The sequence below is a fragment of the Amycolatopsis sp. A1MSW2902 genome, assembly GCF_017312175.1.
GTDB classification, from domain to species: domain Bacteria; phylum Actinomycetota; class Actinomycetes; order Mycobacteriales; family Pseudonocardiaceae; genus Amycolatopsis; species Amycolatopsis nivea.
Window position 1 is genome coordinate 4,335,143 of record NZ_QJPO01000001.1, and the last position, 17,454, is coordinate 4,352,596.

The 17,454-nt window shown below is 65.2% G+C and carries 14 protein-coding genes; 7 read left to right on the top strand and 7 right to left on the bottom strand.

What is annotated here, in order from left to right:
• Position 1: 1 nt before the first annotated feature.
• The 3 genes from DMP23_RS19850 to DMP23_RS19860 are packed head-to-tail and all read right to left on the bottom strand — an operon-like array spanning position 2 to position 3,839.
• Positions 2–799 (bottom strand): ECF transporter S component, encoded by a 798-nt coding sequence (locus tag DMP23_RS19850; RefSeq protein WP_337822044.1) that lies wholly within the window; start codon positions 797–799, stop codon positions 2–4.
• Entirely contained in the window at positions 796–2,343 is a 1,548-nt protein-coding gene (locus DMP23_RS19855; protein ID WP_337822045.1) for an ABC transporter ATP-binding protein, read from the bottom strand. Before DMP23_RS19855 ends, DMP23_RS19850 begins: the two co-directional genes overlap by 4 nt.
• Positions 2,340–3,839 carry a hypothetical protein gene (locus DMP23_RS19860; RefSeq protein WP_337822046.1) on the bottom strand — a complete coding sequence of 500 codons (1,500 nt, stop codon included), beginning with the start codon at positions 3,837–3,839 and terminating at the stop codon, positions 2,340–2,342. The genes DMP23_RS19855 and DMP23_RS19860 overlap by 4 nt, the downstream gene beginning before the upstream one ends.
• Positions 3,840–4,502: 663 nt before the next feature.
• Here DMP23_RS19860 and DMP23_RS19865 point away from each other — a divergent pair.
• The 7 genes from DMP23_RS19865 (at position 4,503) to DMP23_RS19895 (ending at position 11,994) form a co-directional block, all read left to right on the top strand.
• Positions 4,503–5,978: a condensation domain-containing protein gene (locus DMP23_RS19865; RefSeq protein ID WP_337822047.1), complete on the top strand. Its 1,476-nt coding sequence runs from the start codon at positions 4,503–4,505 to the stop codon at positions 5,976–5,978.
• A gap of 36 nt (positions 5,979–6,014) precedes the next feature.
• Positions 6,015–7,337, top strand: a complete 1,323-nt coding sequence (locus tag DMP23_RS19870; RefSeq protein ID WP_337822048.1) for a peptide ligase PGM1-related protein — start codon at positions 6,015–6,017, stop codon at positions 7,335–7,337.
• A 25-nt stretch (positions 7,338–7,362) separates the two neighbouring features.
• The gene (locus DMP23_RS19875; protein WP_337822049.1) at positions 7,363–7,629 is read left to right on the top strand and encodes an acyl carrier protein; all 267 of its coding nucleotides are present in this window, start codon (positions 7,363–7,365) and stop codon (positions 7,627–7,629) included.
• A 37-nt stretch (positions 7,630–7,666) separates the two neighbouring features.
• On the top strand, positions 7,667–9,196 hold the full coding sequence (locus DMP23_RS19880) for an amino acid adenylation domain-containing protein (RefSeq protein ID WP_337822050.1): 1,530 nt from the start codon (positions 7,667–7,669) through the stop codon (positions 9,194–9,196).
• 16 nt (positions 9,197–9,212) lie between these two features.
• Positions 9,213–9,608, top strand: a complete 396-nt coding sequence (locus DMP23_RS19885) for a hypothetical protein (RefSeq protein WP_337822051.1) — start codon at positions 9,213–9,215, stop codon at positions 9,606–9,608.
• Positions 9,569–10,456, top strand: coding sequence for an MFS transporter (locus tag DMP23_RS19890; protein ID WP_337822052.1), 888 nt, complete (start codon positions 9,569–9,571; stop codon positions 10,454–10,456). Before DMP23_RS19885 ends, DMP23_RS19890 begins: the two co-directional genes overlap by 40 nt.
• 98 nt (positions 10,457–10,554) lie before the next feature.
• Complete coding sequence (locus DMP23_RS19895) at positions 10,555–11,994, top strand: KamA family radical SAM protein (RefSeq protein WP_337822053.1); 1,440 nt, start codon at positions 10,555–10,557, stop codon at positions 11,992–11,994.
• Between the two features lie 60 nt (positions 11,995–12,054).
• Here the strand turns inward: DMP23_RS19895 and DMP23_RS19900 are convergent, their stop codons facing one another.
• The 4 genes from DMP23_RS19900 to DMP23_RS19915 form a co-directional block, all read right to left on the bottom strand.
• The gene (locus tag DMP23_RS19900) at positions 12,055–12,792 is read right to left on the bottom strand and encodes a TfuA-like protein (RefSeq protein ID WP_337824416.1); all 738 of its coding nucleotides are present in this window, start codon (positions 12,790–12,792) and stop codon (positions 12,055–12,057) included.
• A 5-nt stretch (positions 12,793–12,797) separates the two neighbouring features.
• Positions 12,798–14,000, bottom strand: coding sequence for a YcaO-like family protein (locus DMP23_RS19905; RefSeq protein ID WP_337822054.1), 1,203 nt, complete (start codon positions 13,998–14,000; stop codon positions 12,798–12,800).
• 106 nt (positions 14,001–14,106) lie between these two features.
• Positions 14,107–14,268, bottom strand: coding sequence for a hypothetical protein (locus tag DMP23_RS19910; RefSeq protein WP_337822055.1), 162 nt, complete (start codon positions 14,266–14,268; stop codon positions 14,107–14,109).
• A 51-nt stretch (positions 14,269–14,319) separates the two neighbouring features.
• Positions 14,320–17,436 carry a non-ribosomal peptide synthetase gene (locus tag DMP23_RS19915; protein WP_337822056.1) on the bottom strand — a complete coding sequence of 1,039 codons (3,117 nt, stop codon included), beginning with the start codon at positions 17,434–17,436 and terminating at the stop codon, positions 14,320–14,322.
• Positions 17,437–17,454: the final 18 nt, after the last annotated feature.

The window sequence follows — 17,454 nt, forward strand, 5'->3', positions numbered from 1 at the left end:
CTCACCCCTGGGCGGCGCGGAATTCGACCGGTGACTCGAACGCGGCTCGGCGCGCGGCGCGGCGCAACGTCGCCAGGACCAGCGGGCCGAACGCGGTGATCGCCACGACGTTGGTCACCGCGCGGCCGGTGTCCCAGCCCAGCGAGGTCGCCGCGTCGAAGAGCAGGTAGCGACTGAGGTTGGCGAGCGTGGAAGCATCGGGGTCGAAGGAAAGGGCGGTGTGCGCGCCGAGCGCGAACGGCCAGAACGACAGGTTCGACGCGAGCCCGTAGGCGAACGCGGACACCGCGCCGTAGGCCGCCAGCAGCACGATTTCCAGGCGGCCGCTCGCTCGCGGAAGCAGTCCGGCGCCCAGCCCGACCCAGGCGCAGCCGAACATCTGGAACGGCAGCCACGGCCCGATCCCGCCGGTCAGCAGCGCCGAGGCGAACAGGGAGACCGCGCCCAGGGTGAAGCCGAATCCCGGGCCGAACACCCGGCCGGCGAGCACCAGCAGGAAGAAGACCGTCTCGATGCCGCCCGCGCCGGCGCCGAGCGGGCGCAGGGCAGCGTTCACCGCGGCCAGGACTCCCAGCAGCGCCAGCACCTTCGCGTCGATCCCGCCGTCGGCCAGTTGCGCCAGAAGAACCCCGAGCACCAGCACCAGAAGGAGGCCGAACAGCAACGGGGCCTCGGCGGCCGCGTCGGCCAGCAGCGCACCGGGGGCGACGAAGAAGGGCCAGCAGAACGCCGCGACGCCCAGGAGCGAGGACACCGCCAGCATGACCGTCGACCAGCGGCCGATCCGCACCGGGCTCATCGCAGCGCCTCGGCTACCTGGCCGACGGTCAGCCACCCGCCGCCGAGGATCTTCGCCACCTGCGGGGCGAACAGCGGCGAAGACACCACCACGTCCGCGGTCGGTCCGTCGGCGACCGCTTCGCCGTCGGCGAGCACCACCGCCCGGTCGCACGTCTCGGCCGCGAATTCCACGTCGTGCGTGGCGATCAGGACCGCGCCGGGGAAGGCGCGCACCAGCGCGGTGAGCCGCTGCTTGCCGGGATAGTCCAGGCCGCGGGTCGGTTCGTCGAGCAGCAGCACCGCGGGGTCGGCGGCGAGCTGCACGGCGAGCGCGAGGGCGAGGCGCTGGCCCTCGGACAGGTCGCGCGGATGCGCGTCCGGGTCGATGCCGGGAGCCAGTTCGTCCAGGATTCCGCGGGCCCGGCCAGTGCCCAGTTCCTCGCCGACGGTCCGCAGGTACAGCAGATCCGCCGGCGACTGCGGGACCAGCGCCGCGAGTTCCCGCCGCGGCACCGGCTTCAGGCCCGCCGGGTCCGTCCCGCGGATCGTGACCACGCCGCGGTGGCGGGGACCGCTGCCCTGCAACGCCCACAGCAGCGACGACTTGCCCGAGCCGTTGCGGCCCATCAACGCGACCGTTTCCCCGGCTGCCACGTTCAGCGACACCTCCCGCACCGCGACCGTGTCGCCGTAGCGGACCACGACGTCTCGGCTCGTCAATGTCCCGGCTCCCGGCTCAATCAGCACCGGCGCTGGTGCGTCGGGAAGTTCGGCGCGCAAGGCCGAAGCCCGACGGCGGGCGTCGCGGACCGACAGCGGCAACGGATCCCACCCGGCGAGCCGCCCCAGCGCGACCACCGGCGGGGCGATCGGCGCGGACCGCATCGCCTGCGCGGGCTCGGCCACAGTCACCCGGCCGTCGTCCACGGTCAGCACCCGGTCGGCGTACTGCAGCACCCGCTCCAGCCGGTGTTCGGCGATCAGCACGGTGATCCCGAGGTCGTGGACCAGCCGGGTCACCGCGGCCAGGACCTCCTCGGCCGCACCGGGATCCAGTGCGGAGGTCGGTTCGTCGAGGACCAGCACCCGCGGCCCGGCGGCCAGCACCGCGCCGATCGCCGCCCGCTGCTGCTGTCCGCCGGAAAGCGCGCGGAGCGGCCGGTCCCGCAGCTCCGCGATGCCCAGCAGGTCCATCGTCTCCTCGACCCGCTTGCGCATCACGCCGGCCGGGACGCCCAGCTGTTCCATGCCGTAGGCCAGTTCCTCTTCCACCGAGTCGGTGACGAACCCGGCGACCGGATCCTGCCCGACCACCCCGACCGTCGCGGCGAATTCCCGCGGGCGGTGCGTGCGGGTGTCCCGTCCCGCAACGGTGACCCGGCCGGCCAGCCGCCCGCCGGTGAAATGCGGCACCAGCCCGTTCACCGCGCCCAGCAGCGTCGATTTCCCGGAGCCCGTGCGGCCCACCACCAGTGCCAGCTCCCCCTCTCCGATGAGGAAGGAGACGTCGCGCAGCACCGGCGTTCCCCGGTAGGCGATGCTCACCTCGGAGAACTCGATCACCGCAGCTCTCCCGGCCGGTACCGCGCGGTCAGCGCGGGCGGGGGCGGTGCGACGACCGCGGGCAGCAACCCGGCGAGAATCCCGGCCAAGGCCAGCAGGTCCATCCCCGGTGCCAGCAGCGGCGGGTTCAGCACGACGGGATCGGCCACCGCGACCAGCACGGCCACCACGACACCGGACGCGGCGACCGCCCACTCCGGCACCGACCAGGCATCCGGCCGATAGCGCGTCCGCCGGACCCGCCTGCCGCCGAGGTACAGCCCCAGACAGCACACCGCCGCACCGGCGACCAGCATCGGCGGCCCATAGCCGTGCTGTTCGGCGGCCAGCAACCCGTAACTGCCCACGCACAACCCGAGCAGACCGGCCAGCATCAACACCGCCGCGGTACGGCGAGCCGCCGCGGACAGCTCCCAGCGCTGCCCGTAACCGCGCGAGTCCATCGCCGCAGCCAGCGTGTCACGCCAGGTGACGTAGCGATCCAACAACTGCGGCAGGTCGTGCTCAGCAAAGTTCTTCGGCCCCGACCACCACTTGCACTCGGCGAGGAACACCGCCCCGCCGTCCCGGGGCAGGTAAATGTCGGTCTTGCCGCGTTTGCTGAACGTCTCCCCGGTCGCGGTGCCATAGATGCTGTGCAACGCCGTCAGGATCTGGTCCCGGAGACGCTCTTCTCGCTGGTCAACGTAGGTGAGCGCGAGCCGCTCGAACATGCGCGTGGTGGTGACGATGTCGCCGATGATGTACGCGAAGTCGTCTGCGGTGATAGCCGGCTCTGGAGCGAACGGCTGATGCGGGCGAGCCTGCCGCGTCGGCTTTACCTGCCGCCGGGAGACGGGCTGGACCCGGTAGGTCTTCACCACCTCCTGGTCGCGGTGCAGCGGAACCCCGAGGATGGCTTCGGTGTCCCGGTCGGCCAGCACCTTCGCGCGCCGGGCTTGCGCGGCCCTGGCCACGCTGGCGCGCAGCTGCTCGTTCGCTGCGGCGATGTCATTGCGGCTGTAGTCGAGGTGCGTGCCGATTTTCGTAATCTCGGCCTTCAGCGCGGCGACGACGCTGTCGCGATCACGCTCCAGGACGTCGGCCGGGACGTCACGGGACACGCAGACGTACCCGTCGGTGACACTGGCGTGCGGAGGAGCCAACGAGTACGTGCTGGCCTGCATAAACAGCACGTCCGTCAATCCGGTGTAGGGCACCCGGAACACGATCCGGCTACCGGGAACGTGGAACGACCGGGACCGGTTAGACACCACCCGCATCGGGTCGCCGGAGATATCGACCTGCCGGTCGCCGACCTCACCAGTCATCGCGTCCCGATCCAGGCAGGGTTCGGGCACCAGGTAGCAGTCGATGATCTCCTCGGCGACCTGCTCGTGCGGCCGCACCAAGATCTCATCAGCACTGACCCGCTGCACCTCGGCAAGCGCGTCGCGCTGTCGCTTCTCCAGCCACGTTCGCAGGAAACTACGCGAGAACAACTCCTGATCTGTCACCCATTCACATCCCTCCAGCGGTGGTCGTAAACACGCAACGACGTGCACACTTACGGCCGCCGGTACCCACAGTAAGGTCACCACCGACAGTCCGCGGCGGCAACACCCGGGGCGGCGGTATGGGCGGCCACGATTATTGGCTTCAGGACGACGCCGTCCCCAGTTCGCGATCTGCGTGACAGTCTCGGCACAAACACCGTGACGCTCGACGCGGCTCTTCGGGTGCCCCTTGACAGCCTCCAAGGGGTTCGGATGTGGGATGGTCTTCGCCTTGCACCCGCACCGAGGCTTGCGGATGCTGTCACCCACAGGCTTCGTACAGCCAAGCGAGGCACTCTTAGGCCGGGCTAGCGAGAAGCCGAGTGGGACGAACTCTGAGGAAACAGCGAAGTCTGAGACTATTCGCCAAATCGGGGACAACCGGAACCTCGACGAAGACGGCGTCGGCAGGCAGCCTGCGGTGGAGCTGTTCGATGGAGTACGCATCCCGCGAATCGGTGGACCATGCCGTCAAAACAGTTGCAGTGTTCAACCTCGGAATCCCGAGATCGAACAGGCCCGAGTAGGCTAGGACCACACCGACCTGAACTCAGTCGCCTGGATGTTCAACTTCATGGAGCACAGCGCGAACCCCGCCTGAGATAATACTTCGGAGAATCGAAGATGGACGTAGGTGAGCTGCTTGGACAGCTTGCCGTTCTGGACGTACAGCTTACGATCCAGGGCGACGACCTTGCGTTCGACGCACCCGAAGAGGTATTGACCAAGGAACTCGCAGCGCAGCTGACAATGCACAAGCAGGAAATTCTCCGTTATCTCGACGACGAATCCCTGCGCTTGGTCGAGAGAACTGGCCCCGCGACACCGATCCAGCGGCAGGTAGCGTTGCGTCACGATGCGGCCCCTCGACCCGAGGTCTGGAACGTACCTGTTCGCGTCGATCTTTCCGGCACTCTCGATGTGGCAGCGCTGGTTGGATCGCTTACTCAACTGGTCAAGCGTCATCAGGTGTTGCGCACGAGATTCGCATGGCTCGGCGAAGTGCTCGCTCAACAAGTCCTTCGCTTCGAACGACTCAATATTATCACCACAGATTTACGCGATCCGGTGTCAACGAGAGACGAGATCAGCGCTGCCCTGGACCAATGGTGCACTGAAATTGCGCACATCCCTTTCTCGCTCCTTTCCGATGCGTCCATGAGGGTGGGTCTCGCGAGGTCTGGTCCCGACCAGTGGACATTGATTCTCCTGCAGCATCACATCTTGACGGATGCGGTGTCCGTATCCGCTTTGCTCGCTGACCTGAGCTCCCTCTATCGCAAGATTGTCCGCGGAGGAAGAATTGACGAGGACTCGCCAGAGCAGTTTATCGACTACGTGCGACGGAATACGGGCGATGCTTCAAAGGCCGCGACCGCTCACTGGCATGAGCAGCTCGTCGGCGCGCGTGCGGGTGTCCGGCTGCCGTTTCCGAAGGCTCGCCCCCTCCTGCCCTCCGGGGCGGGTCGACTGGTTTGTCATCGCCTTGGCGACGCCCTTCGCGCTGAACTCAGCCAAACGGCGCACCGGGCCGGCGTAACGGTATTCACGGTGGCGTTCACTCGACTCCTGTCAATTCTGAGCAGCAACAACGACGTACTGATAACCAGAAGTTTTGCAAACCGATCAGACTCCGCTGCAGAAATACTGCCAGGGCTATTCACCAATCCTCTTCCTATTCGTGTTCGATTCGCACAGGAAGAGACCGTAGGTTCTCTTTTGAGAGCAGTCGCTCGGCAGATATCGTCTGCGCTAGATCACCAGGAACTGCCCCAGCCGCTCGTCCGGGCACTCGACCGTCGCCTGGTGACTGCTGTCGAAGGCGGGACAGTGGTGGGGTTCTCCATGAACCACGACGTGTCCGAGGACCTCGAACTTCCTGGAGTTGAAGCCAAGGTCCTCGACGTTCCGATTGACGCGGCTAGGACTGACTTGATGGTCGTGTGTGTCGAAGAACAGGAAGGCCTGGTACTCCAGGTCGAGTACTCTACGGATGTCCTCGACGAACAGACCGTCAGTGCGTGGCTGGCCCGGTTCGAGAATCCGCTGTGCTCGGTCGATGCCAGCTTCCCCGCACCGATTGCGCAATGGGTCGCCTGACGCGACCGGATGCGTCCCCCTTCTGAAAGAGAGCCGATGAGCAAAATCCTCCTGGGAAACATCCTCACCGCTGAACTTGTCGGCGAAGGGGCTAGGTACCCGTCTGAGGGACTGGAAGGGATTGGCATCTGCAGCCAGCGGGTGCTCTGGGGTGCCGACGACTTCGACATCGTCGTCCTTCCCATCGCCCCAGCCCGTGAGTTCGCCGAATACGTGACCGATCTGACGCAGACCGACCTGCAGTCGCTGGCCTTCGTGGAGACTCCGGTCGGCTATCCGGGCCGAGGGACGGTTTCCGCCGCGTGCGCGCGTAACCGGAGTTTCCTCGCCCAATTCGGCGAACTGGCGGTTGAGCACAAAGTCAGCAAGGTCGCTCCCTATTACTTCGACCAGGTCGCGGCTGCGATCTCCCATGCGGCGAGAGTCGCGGAAACTACACCCGGGTTTGGCTTCGCCGACGAGGGCGGAGTCCGGATGCTGAACAGCAAGGCACATTTCCGGGCGATCGCCAGGGCTGCGGGCATTCCGATCGCCGAGGGCGTCGTGACAACCGATCCCGATCACGCAGCCGACTACGCGGCCCAGGAGATAGCGGCCGGGCGAGCGGTGATCGTCAAGCAGCACCGCCAATGCGGCGGCAATGGCAACGAAGTCCTGCACCCGCTGCCGGACGACGAAGCGATCGGCGCGCTAACCGCCGTGCATCTGAGCAGCAAGCACGAGGTGCTGTGGCACCTTGCGAGCAACTGGCCCCGATATTCCGACGGGGGCCGCGAGCGTGTCGTGATCGAGTCGTACGTACCGGGATGCCTTCCGGTCTACTTGGAGTTCAACCTTTCCCATGACGGAATTCAGAAATTTGGCCGCGGGGAGATGCTGATGTCGCCGACCAACGACGGCATCGCCGTTCCCGGGGGCATCACCGAAATATCCGGTTACGAAGGCTTCAGGACCGACGCGCTGAAGCTCGCCGAGACTGTCCGGTCATTGGGCTATCGAGGCTTCATGAGCGTCGACGGGATGGCGACGCCGTCAGGCCCGGTGCTCGTCAACGAGATCAATGTCCGTGACGGGGGTTCGACCCATGTCCACCACCTCGCCGAGCGCGTGCTCGGCATTGCCGCGCAAGGCGGCAAGCACATAGTCACGAAGGTCCGCCACACCGACCACAACTTCTCTGACACGCGAAAGCGTATCGAGGCCAACGGCCTCGATTTCGACCACGCCGCGAAAACCGGGGTCATCGTGACGATGGCAGTGACACCGAGCCAAAAGTTCGAATACACCGCGATCGGGAACTCAGCGACTGAAGCAACGGAGTTCGCGACCGCATTGGAAGAAGAATTCCACAGCGCTTGACCGCTACGACGACTGGAAATCCGAAATGACATCCGAACCCTCCCGTGCGAAGTTCGACGAAATCCTGTCCCAACATCTTCCGGTGCTCGGCGACGATAAACCAATCACGGACGGACTGCGCACCGTCGAGTACGGCCTCGATTCGATCCGTCGGCTGAAGCTTCTCGCTGCCCTGGAATCCGGCTTCGAGGTCAGATTCGCACCCGATGATCTGACCGACGCGACGTTCTCGACGGCCGGTTCGCTCTGGCAGGCGGTCGTAGCTCTGCGCACAGCTGTGCCGTCCGAGTGACCCGGCCGCAAGCCAATCTCTGAAAGGACCCTTACTGTTGACCAAGGCATATGCCCGCTGCCTCGACGAAGTCTTCGAGTGCCAGGCTGACTCGACGCCAGAAGCAGTGGCTCTCGAATGCGGCGCTGCTCGGCTGACATACCGGGAGGTCGATGCCCGAGCCAATCAGCTGGCGCTGCGCATCCGGCGGGCAGGTGGCCGACGCGGCCGTGCGGTCGGGCTTTACTTCAACCGCTCCGAACTGCCCGTCCTCGCCGTCCTCGCCTGTCACAAGGCAGGCGTGACGTATGTGCCGCTCGAGCGAGGCTGGCCCGCCGAGCGAATCCGCCACATCGTCGACGAACTGGAGATTTTCCTCTGCGTAACCGAATCAGCGCTCGAGGAACAATGGTCAGCCACGTTCGGGGGCATCGCGGCACTGTCGGCTGACGAGCCGTCGGCGGCGTCGACTGCGCGGTTGCGCGACGATGAGGTCGGCGTTTGCCCGACCGATCTGGCCTACGTCATCTACACTTCCGGCACCTCCGGGCGTCCCAAGGGCGTCATGGCCGAGCAGGGCCAGGTCAGCGAATACGTTGACGCGTTCAACGAAGTGTGCGCGACAAGCGTGGGCGACCGCGTCTACCAAGGGTTTCCGATGAGCTTTGACGGCTCGGTCGAAGAGATCTGGATGGCATACTCGAACGGATCGACTCTCGTCGTCCCGGAGGCTGACGCTCCGCGGTATGGCGACGATCTCGCCAAATATGTGGCAGACCTGGGCATCACGTATTCCTCGACGGTCCCGACGATGCTCGCCACGATGTCCCGGCCGATCCCTTCCTTGCGTACGCTCGTCCTCAGCGGCGAGGTGTGCTCCGCTCAGCTCGTCGACCGCTGGTCTCGGCCGGGCCTGCGGATCTTCAACGTCTACGGCCCCACCGAAGCGACGATCAACTCAACCTCGGCCGAGTGCGTGCCGGGCAGGCCGGTGACCATCGGCCGACCGCTTGCCGGTTACGAACTGCACGTCGTGGACGAGAACCTCGTTCCTGTTCCGCACGGGGAGAAGGGCGAGCTGATCATCTGCGGGGACACCCTCGCCCGCGGGTATGTCAACGATCCCACCCTCACCGCGGAGAGGTTCCCGATGGTCGATGGTTTGGGCGGGAGCGGTCCGAAGCGTAGCTACCGGACTGGGGACTTCGTCCGGTGGAACGACGACGAGGAGCTCGAGTTCTTCAGCCGTATCGACGGTCAGGTGAAGGTGCGCGGCTTCCGGGTTGAGCTCGCCGAGATCGAGTCGGTGCTGAGCGAGCACGGCGACATCCGGTCCGCATGCGTCGCGGTGTACAAAGGCAATGGCTACTCCGAGCTCATCGCGTTCGCGGTCGCTGACGCCCCGGAGCGGGAGGTCGACCGGAACTCGGTCCTGAGCCTGCTCGCATCCCGCCTTCCGGTCTACATGATCCCGAGCTACCTCGACGTCGTCACCGAGTTCCCGAGGACCACCAGCGGGAAGATCGACCGCAAGCAGCTTCCCGCGCCCGTTCTGCCGCTGGTCCGGACCCGCGTTACGGCACCCTGACCAGCAGGAGAAACTGTTGTCAACGGACACCTCGGAGCGCCCGGTGAAGTTCGCTGAGCTTCTCCGCATCAGCGAGTACCGTGCTGTTTACGCGAGCATGGTCCTGTCCGAAATCGGAGATCAGCTTGCCAGGGTCGCCTTAACGCTGCTGGTTTTCGAGCGGACCCGATCCGCGGGCCTGACTGCGCTGACCTACGCACTCACCCTGCTCCCGGACCTTGTTTCCGGTCCGTTGCTGTCCGGGCTCGCCGATCGGTTTCCGCGGCGCGCGGTGATGATCGTCACCGACCTCGTCCGCGCGGGCCTGGTCACGATGATGGTCGTGCCGGGCATGCCCTCTGGTTGTTGTGCACCCTGGTCGTACTGGTCCAGATGCTGCAGGCGCCCTTCACGGGCGCGCGAGTGGGGGTGATCGCCCAGACTCTGACGAAGGAGCAGTACGTCGCCGCCTCCGCAATAGGCACCATGACTGTCCAGCTCACTTTCGTCGCCGGATACGCGTTGGGCGGCACCCTGGTGATCTGGCTGGGCACGACCGTCGCGCTCCTGCTGAACGCGATTACATTCCTGTTGTCGGCCCTGGTGCTGCGAAGAGGTGTGCATGCCCGGCCTGCGGCGAAGACCGAACACGAACGATCGGGCCTCGGCACCCTCTGGACCTCAATGACGGCATGCGTGCGGCTGATCTGGCGCTCAGGGAGACTTCGCGCCCTGTGGCTCCTGGCTGTGTTGCCAGGGTTCCTGATCGTCCCAGAAGGACTGATCGCCCCGTACGCCGCCGAGCTCGGCGGCGGCGATTGGCAGGCGGCGGTCCTCTTTCCTCTCGTGCCGGCTGGAACAGTGATCGGAATGTGGCTGTTCGTGCGCCTCGTGCCACCCTCGCGCCGGTTGCAGTGGATGGGGCCGCTAGCCGTTGTCTCGTGCGCCGTGCTGGCCGTCTGCCTGTTCTCCCCTCCGTTCCCCGTCGTAGTGGCCGCCTACGTCCTGTCCGGCGTCGCGGCCTGCTACGACCTGCCCGCGGGCGCGGCATTCGTCATGGAAGTCCCTGATTCCGCACGGGGGCAGGCATTCGGGCTCCGGATGACTGTGCTCAACCTGTTCCAGGGCGGCGACGTGCTGCTCGGCGGGTTGTTCGCCGGCCACTTCGCCGTGAGCGTCGTGATCGGCGGGGCCGGGGCCGTCGGTGTCCTGATCGCAACGGCCCTCGCCGTCTCTTGGCGTTCGCACGCAAAATCCGCCGTGCCGGTTGAGCGGCATTGACGTTCCTATTTGCAGCGATCATCGTCGATAGCGCCAGAAAACTTTCAGGGCGTCACTCTCGCCGCGAATCTACCGCGGAATCGAATGGAGATCATTGAATGACTTCGCTGCAGGAATCGGCCCTGGCGACCGCCGACGGGAACACCGGTGACGCACCGGTCGTGCACGAGGACCAGCTGGGCTACCGCCGACGCGAGCTCGTCGAACCGGACTGGCGACGGCTGCCGGGCTGGGCCGACGTGACCGAAGCGCAGTGGCGCGACCCTCAGTGGCAACGGGTTCACTGCGTGCGCTCTGTCCCGCAGCTGCGGGCGCTGGCCGGCCCTCTGCTCCGCGAGTCCTTCTACACCGACCTCGTAGAGGACCAGCGGACCGGTGCGACGATGTCCATGCTCGTCACGCCGCAGATGCTCAACACGATGGCGCCCTTCGCCTCGGCGAACCCGGACGACTTCACCGAGGCGTTCCTCGCCGACCCGATCCGCCGGTACATGATCCCAGTCGCGTCGGACCGCAACACTGTCTGGCGGAGCCATCCGTACTCGGAACGCGATTCGCTGCACGAGGCCGAGATGTGGGCGGTGGAAGGGCTGACTCACCGGTATCCGGCGAAGGTCCTTGCCGAACTCACCTCCACCTGCCCGCAGTACTGCGGGCACTGCACCCGCATGGACCTCGTCGGCAACTCGACGCCGCAGGTGGCCAAGAACAAGCTGGAGCTGCGCCCGGTCGACCGTCAGGACGCGATGATCGGCTACCTCCAGCGGACGCCAAGCGTATGCGGGGTCGTGGTCTCCGGCGGCGACGTCGCCAACGTGCCCTGGCCCCAGCTCGAGTCTTTCCTGCTGCGACTACTGGAAATCGACCACATCCGCGACATCGGAATGGGCACCAAGGCACTCGCGGGGCTGCCGCAGCACTGGCTCCAGCCGAAGGTACTGGACGGCATCGAAAGGGTGGCTACGCTCGCCCGCCAGCGAGCCGTGAACCTCTCCATCCACACACACATCAACCACGTCCACACGGTCACCCCGCTCGTGGCGGAGGCCAGCCGCGCCGCCCTCGACCGCGGTGTGCGCGACATCCGCAATCAGGGAGTCCTGATGCGCGGAATCAACGACTCCGCCGCAACGCTTCTGTCGCTGTGCTTCGCGCTCCACGGCGAAGCCAACATTCTCCCCTACTACCTCTACATGTGCGACATGATCCCGAACGCGGAGCACTGGAGGCTTTCTGTGTGGGAAGCGCAGGAACTGCAGCACCGCATCATGGGCTACCTCCCCGGCTACGCGACCCCCCGGGTCGTCTGTGACGTCCCCTACGTCGGCAAACGGTGGGTCCACCAGGTCGACGAGTACGACCGGGACAAGGGAATCTCCTACTGGACCAAGAACTACCGGACCGGTACCGAGCGCACCGAGGACACCAGCGACGAGGAAATCCTGCGCCGCCGATATCCCTACTACGACCCGATTTCTACGCTCGACGAGGCCGGCCAGGACTGGTGGCGTGAGACAGGCCAGTATCTCGAGATCTGACCTCGCGACAGGTCTTCTTCGGAGCGGTGCCTCAACTGCGGTGAGGCACCGCTCCGGCAGCTAGCGAGCGCGCTCGTGCAGCACGAATTCCGTCCAGGCTTGAGTTCGCGGAAAACCGCCTTCGAACCGGGGCCCCTTCGGCAACCGCCCGGCGGCCAAGGCCGTCAGAGTGTCAATCGCATCCTGGGCTTTGAGATCCGGTGCGCCCGCCATAACGAATTCGCGGAGTGCCATGGCCTCGATGCCTGGCACCTCGGGAATTTCCTCAGCCGCCTGCAGTACCGCAGACCAATGCCGCTCCGGATAAAAGAGCTCTTTCGCCTTCCTGACGAGAACCTCGGCGGCCGACTGCGAAACCAGGCCAAGCGCCTGCGCGGTTTCAAGTCCGTGGCGGATGTTCACCATTGCGTCAGAAATCGATCGGTAACCGGTCTCCGCGTCTCCGTGCGCGACAGCGACCTCGTCATCATCGGTGAGCCGCCCCGAGGCATACTGATCGTAGACGGCCCCTGACCCGGTCATGCCTGCCTGCTTGAGCTCAGCTGCCCGCAACGCCCCCATGCTTGAGCACCCGTGTAGGTCAATACCCTGGTCAATCGCATAGAGGATCTCCTTGTGCCAAACTGCGGGTACTCCTTCGAAGTACCCGTCGACGATGACGATGACCGACGGTTGGGTGAGTGCAGCCCGGTAGACGTCGCCGATGGCGGCTGGCGGGAGGAACCGCGCCGAAACGATTTGCTCGGCCTTGTCGCGGGCGAGGCTCGGGCCGAGAAAAACGACTGCGTCCTCACGCATCTGGATCACGCGCCCGCCTCTTCCGCGACCGACATCAACGCGGGTGGCGCAGACGCACCAACCGATCCTAACATATCCGGCACCAGCACCTTGACCACAGGAACGCCGAGGTCCTCACGCGTGAGATCCACGAGTACGACCTGGTCGTAACCGATATTGGCGAGCCGGGTCAGCACCGTTTCGACGTCGCTGCGGTAGTCGTTGGTCGCCAGCGACTCCACCGATCGGAAGTCGACGACTTCAGGCTCTTCAGCCAGTTGAGCCAGCACTGCCGCGGTCAGTTGCTGGTCGTTGGCTCGGGCAAGTTCCTGTCTGCTCAGGTCATCACGGCTGCCGGAGATGTAGGTCAGGCGTTTCTGCGCGGCCTCGGTGACTGCCGCCAACAGCGCCTTGACCGGATCAGGATGCGCGGCAAACCCGTCGTGAGCGCCGACCTTGCGCCACGGCGCGTGGTCCGGGTCGGGGACCACGACCGAACCGAACACCGGCACGCCCACCTCGGACGTAACATCCCAGACCGCGCAAACGAGACCCGCTGCTGAGAGCTTCGCCGAAAGCGCTCGCCAGCGAGGATCATCCACCGTATTCAGTGCGACGCGAGCGCTGACGTCATTGTTCCGCCACCGCCACTCCGCGTCTCGCTCGATAACCTCGTCGAGCGCGTGCAAAATCGCCTGGTCACGCACTGCACCCGAGGCGAGCCCGTTGGAGTTTCGCGCTACCGGACAGGTGTGTGCGTCGAAGTCGACGAAATCCATGGAGACTGCGAGCTTGGGCACCCAGGTCCGCATGCCCGTGACCAGGTCAATGCCTTTGATCCACTCAGTTGCCCCGGACGGTGAGCCAGCTTCCGCATTCAGAGCTGCGGGCAGCCGACCGGGATTCACCGTCCCCGGCCGCCCGGCTGCGGACCAGGGCAGCGTCCTGGTCGGCAGATCGATCTCTTCGGCGTGCCAGAGTTCGATCGCCTCCATCATCGCCGCGACCCGTGCTTGTGATCGTTCCATGCCTTTGCCGATGCCGACCGTCAAAGACTTCGCGAACGGCCGGATAGCAAGATACACCGGAACATCAACATCATCCAGCCCGGTAACGTCAGCCAGCCGGGTTATGCCCGCGCGCTCGGCGGCCGACCGGAAACGTATGACGAGATCGTCACCCTCGTGATGCTGCGTTATTTCCGAAGAGAATGGAAAGCCGCCAATCATCTAACCTCGTCCCTTTGACTCATTTACCGGCCATGCTAGCCTCAAAACGGTGTCGGCGGAAATCACTACGGCTTCCTAGGCACTGTCAGATAAGGTAAATTTCGCATCAAGAAACCATGAGGTGCAGAATGGCGAACAGCATCGAGAGCACGGTCAAACCGGCAGGACTCAGCTCGAACACCGTCAAGAAATCCGTGCAGTCGGCGGGGGCCTTGGCGAACGCCGTCAAGAGCGCCGTCCGATCGTCCGGCGCATTGGCGAACGCCAACTGACGGAATGAATGGGTGTCGGCGGCCTCGCCGCCGACACCCCCGACAGCCTAAATTACGCCCGAAATTCGTTTGGGCGCAGTCTTTACCGGTTCTGATCGAGTGGCGTCGAGCATGATCTTTGCCGCGATCGCGGCCGCCGTCGGTTCGCGGAAGAAGTCACGAATCACTGGGGCTTTCCCGCAGACTTGACGCAGCCGCGCCACCACCTTCGTAGCGAGCAGCGAATCTCCGCCTATTTCGAAGAAGTTGTCGTTGACCCCTACCTCGGGTATGCCGAGGACGGCTCCGAACACTGTGCAGACCGTTTCTTCCTCGCGGTTCCGAGGAGGCCTGCTGGAGCGCTGTTCGACGTAGGTCGGCGATGGCAGCGCTGACGTGTCCAACTTTCCGTTGGGCGAGAGTGGCAGTTGCCCGACTTCGACGAACGCGGCAGGAACCATGTGGGCGGGAAGCTCCCGCATGACCGCTTGCCGAAGATCGCCGGCTGTCGGCCCGGGCTCCGACGCCGGGACGAAGTAGGCGATGAGGCGGCGGTCCGCCCGGGCTTCTTCCCGGACGACAACGACCGCTTGGCCGACCCCCGGGTGCTTCGCGATGACATATTCGACCTCACCGAGTTCGACACGAAAACCACGGACCTTGACCTGGTTGTCACACCTGCCGGCGAACTCGAGTTCACCGTGCGCGGTCCAGCGGACGAGGTCGCCGGTGCGGTACAGCACAGATCCAGGCGGGCCGAAGGGATTCGCGACGAAGCGTTCCGAGCTGAGGGCGGGACGGCCGTGATACCCGCGGGCGAGCCCCTCGCCCCCGAGGTAGAGTTCGCCGGCTACACCGATGGGCACCAGACGGAGCTCGCTGTCAAGAACGAAGACCCGCCGAGCGCATACGGGTCTGCCCATCTGAACTGTCTCGCCCACCACGAGGGGTTCGCTCGCCGTGACGAAGATGGTGGCTTCGGTGGGGCCGTAGAAATTGAAGAGCTTCCTGCCCGGCGCCCACTTCCGGACTAGTTCGGGACTAGGAGCCTCGCCTCCCATGATCAGCGTCATGTCGGGCGGGAAGACGTCGACCGGCAAAGTGGCGAGGAGCGAAGGGGTGCAATTGCAATGGGTCACCCCAGTGCGGTGGGTCAGTTCTCGCAACGATTCGGGGTTCAGCAGTTCTTCGGTCGGCGCCAGCACCAGCGCACCGCCATGAAGCAGCGCGAAGCAGAACTCCGACAGCGAGACGTCGAAACTCAGCGACGCGAACTGGAGAATCCGGCTCTCAGGCCCCGCTCCGGTATGCGAGCTCTGGGCTTCCTTGATACTCGAAAATCCCGAATGGGTGATCACGGCGCCCTTGGGCCGGCCGGTTGATCCGGATGTGTAGTACAGGAACGCGGCATTCGACGGTTCCAGCGGGCTCAGGCGATCGGCCTCCGTGAGATTCGAATCCGCTCGCTGCTGCTCTCCGTGCAGCGGAACGGCGGTGAGCCCAGTCTGCCCGGGCGCGGTGCCGACCAGCGCAATCGGCCGCGCGTCGGCGAGCATGACAGAGACGCGGTCCCAGGGGTACGTGAGGTCGATCGGCAACACAGCGGCACCAGACTTCAACACCGCCAGCACAGCGACGACCATGTCGATCGAACGCGGCACTCCAACCGCGACGAACGTCTCTGGGCGGGCACCAGCATCGACCAGACACCGCGCCAGGCGGTTGGCACGGGCGTTCAGCTCCGAGTACGTAACCTCCGAACCAGCACTGATCACTGCGATGTTGTCTGGCGTCGCAGCGACCTGAGTTTCGAATAGCTCATTGAACGACTGCGGCAGAGGCACTGCACCGGCGGCGCTCCCCCACTTCAGCAACGTTGCCCGATCAGCAGCCGACAGCAGGTCGAGGTCGGCGAGCGGCCGATCCGGAGCAGCAGTCGCAGTGCGAAGCAGCATGACCAACTGCTGCGCAAGTACCGTGATCGTGGCGTTCGTGTAGAGGTCGCGCCGGTAGCCGAGCGTTCCCTCAAGTTGGCCGTCCGCGGTGACCCGCGTGTCGAGTTCGAGATCGAACCGGAGTTCTGGCTCTTGCCAATCCAGCATCCGCAAAAGCGCCTCATCACGGTCCGGCCGCGCTCCTTGGTGTACGAATGCCACGTCGAAGATGGGATTGCGGTCGAGCGGACGCTTCGGCTCCGCGACCGCCGCCACTCGTTCGAAGGGTGCTGACTGGTGCTCATGTGCCTCGAGCGGCCGATCGTTCACGTGGCAGATCAGTTGGCGGAACGAGACATCCTCACCGACTCGAGCGCGCAGCGCGACGGTCTGGGAGAAGAAACCGACAACGTCCTGAAAGCCGCGATCGGGTCGGCCCATCAGCGCCGAGCCGATGGTGATGTCCCGTCGTGCGGTCCGCCACGACAACAGCGCGATGAACGCGGCCGCCACTGCGCTGGAAAAAGCCGCGCGTTCCCGGAAGGCGAGGTCCTGTAGCGCGCCGCACAGTTCGGCTGGCAACCCAAACGCGACATGCGCGGCTGCACCGTCCGGTTCAGCGGGCCGGACGAAGTCCGCGTTTAGTGTCGTCCTCTCGAAACCGCGTAGCCGTCCGGCCCAATATTCCAGGCTCCCGTCATCGCGGATCCCGGCTACGTAGTCGGCGTAGGTCGTCGTCAGCTTGGACAACCCGGTGGCGTGGTTCCCTAAACTCGCGCCATAGAACCTTTCCAAATCCCTCTCGATGATCGACAGCGACTCGCCGTCTACGAGCAAGTGGTGCATCACCAACAGCAACACGTCCCGTTCAAGACCGCCTCGCACCAACTCGCATCGGAGCGGCGGCACGGACGTCAGGTCGAACGGTTGCGCCGCAGCAGCCCTGGCCGCATGTTCCCAGCCGCCGACCGGCTGTTTCACCGTTTCGAACGGAACAGTGAACGGGCCGCCCACCACCTGATAGGCAAAACCTTCGACGTCATGATCGTGATACGTGGTGCGCAACTGCGGATGGCGCTCGATCAGCGAACGCAGGGCCGAGCGCAAGGCGTGCTCATCGACGACAGACCGGAACTCCAGCGGCAAGACGACATGGTAGGCCGCACTGTCCGTTTTCAGGTGGTGCAGCAACCACAGCCGTTCCTGCCCAGGAGACAAGCGGAACTGCTGCGTAGTACGTCCCTCTGCCATCCGTTGCCTTCCGCGCGT